This is a genomic window from Streptomyces sp. OfavH-34-F (assembly GCF_022347745.1).
Taxonomy (GTDB): domain Bacteria; phylum Actinomycetota; class Actinomycetes; order Streptomycetales; family Streptomycetaceae; genus Streptomyces.
The window spans coordinates 1-1,706 of sequence record NZ_JAKRGC010000589.1 but is presented as its reverse complement, the minus strand read 5'-3'; the positions used below and the strand labels follow the sequence as shown (position 1 = coordinate 1,706).

1 protein-coding gene is annotated in these 1,706 nt (G+C 75.8%); it reads left to right on the top strand.

The features are described 5' to 3' along the window. Positions 1 to 1,706, top strand: a 1,706-nt coding sequence (locus tag MHW47_RS35180) for an SAV_2336 N-terminal domain-related protein (protein WP_275449969.1), incomplete at both ends; no start/stop codon positions are given.

Below are 1,706 nucleotides of genomic sequence, written 5' to 3'. Positions count from 1 at the left end.
TGCTGCCCGCGCCCCTCGAACTGACCCGCGCCCTGCGCCCCTTGCAGCGCTACCGGCCCGTCTCCGCGCCGAAGCGCCGCGTCCTGGACGAACGGGCCACCGCCGAACGCAGCGCCCGCGCCGGCGGCATGGTCATGCCGGTGTTCCGGGGCGTGCGCCGGGGCGACGCCGTCGTCCAGTGCGTGATGGACGCCTCCTCCTCGATGCTGGTCTGGGACCGGCTGTTCGAGGAACTCCAGCAGATCTTCGCCCAGCTCGGCGCGTTCCGGGACGTGCAGATGCGCTACCTGCACCCCGGCCCGGACGGCGGCTGCACCGTCAGCCGCAGCCCCGACCCGGCCGCCGCCCCGCTGCACTCGGCGGACCGGCTCAGCGACCCCACCGGCCGCCGGGTCACCGTCGTCGTCAGCGACTGCGCCGGCCCGCTCTGGCGCAGCGGCCACGCCCACCGGCTGCTGCACCAGCTCGCCCGGCTCGCCCCGGTCGCCGTGCTCCAGCCGCTGCCCCAGCGCATGTGGAACCGGACCCGGCTGCCCGTCACGTTCGGCTCGCTGACCCGCGGCGAGGGCCCCGCCGGAGCCACCCTGCTCAAGGTCACCGGCGACGCCGGAACGCGCCCCGCCCACCCCGGCGCCCTCGCCGTACCGGTACTGCCCCCGGTGGCGGACGCGCTCGCCGCCTGGGCGCGGCTGCTCTCCGGGACCGGCGCGGCCTCCGTGCCCGGCGCCGTCGGCTGGGTCCGGGCCGACCAGCCACCCGCCCCCGCCCGCCGCCGGGGCGACACCCTCTCCTCGCTGCAACTGGTCAGCCGGTTCCGCTCGACGGCCTCCCCGGTGGCCGGACAGCTCGCCGTCTACCTCGCGGCGGCCCCCCTCTACCTGCCCGTCATGCAACTCGTGCAGCGCACGATGCTGCCCCACTCCGGACCCTCCGAACTCGCCGAGGTCCTGCTGAGCGGACTCCTCAGGCGGACGGAGGGCGGCACCGGGCGCGGCCAGTGGTACGCCTTCGAACCCGACGTCCAGGAAGCCCTCCTCGGACCCCTCGGCCGTGACGAGGCTCTGCTCGTACTCAAGCACTGTTCGCAATACATAGAGCAGCGGTTCGGCAAGGGCGGCCCCAACTTCCCGGCCCTCGCCTACGCCCAGCTCGGCGACGGCACCACCGGCCCGGCCCCCGCCTGGCCGGCCCCCGGCGACACCAACCCGGACGCCGAAGCCGAGGCGGAGGACGCCGACGAGAGTGAGGAGACCGAGGGGAACGGGGAGGACGACCGGCGCGCGACCCCGCGCGTCCCCCACGCCTTTGCCGAAGTCGCAGCCCGCGTACTGGAGCGATTCATGCCCGTGCCCCCCAAATTCGTCACCCGCGAACCCCGGACCTCCGGAACCCCGCAGACCGGCGGCCTCGCCGTCCGCCGCGCCCGCGAACTCGTCCGCCTCTTCGAGGCCGACAAGATGGTGCAGCGCCTGATCGACGCCGTACAGCTGCTCAGGGGCGCCGCCGAGCACACCCCGCCGCCCCCCGACGACACCGAACTCTGGGCGGAGTACGCCCGCTGCGTGCTGCGCCTGTGGGAGGTGCAGGGCGGCGCCGACCTCCTGGAGGAGGCCGAACGCGCCGCCGAACGGGCCGCCGCCCGCCCCGGCGCCGTACGCGAACGCGCCGTGCTCGCCAAGGTCCTGCACGCCGCCGCCGACGACCGG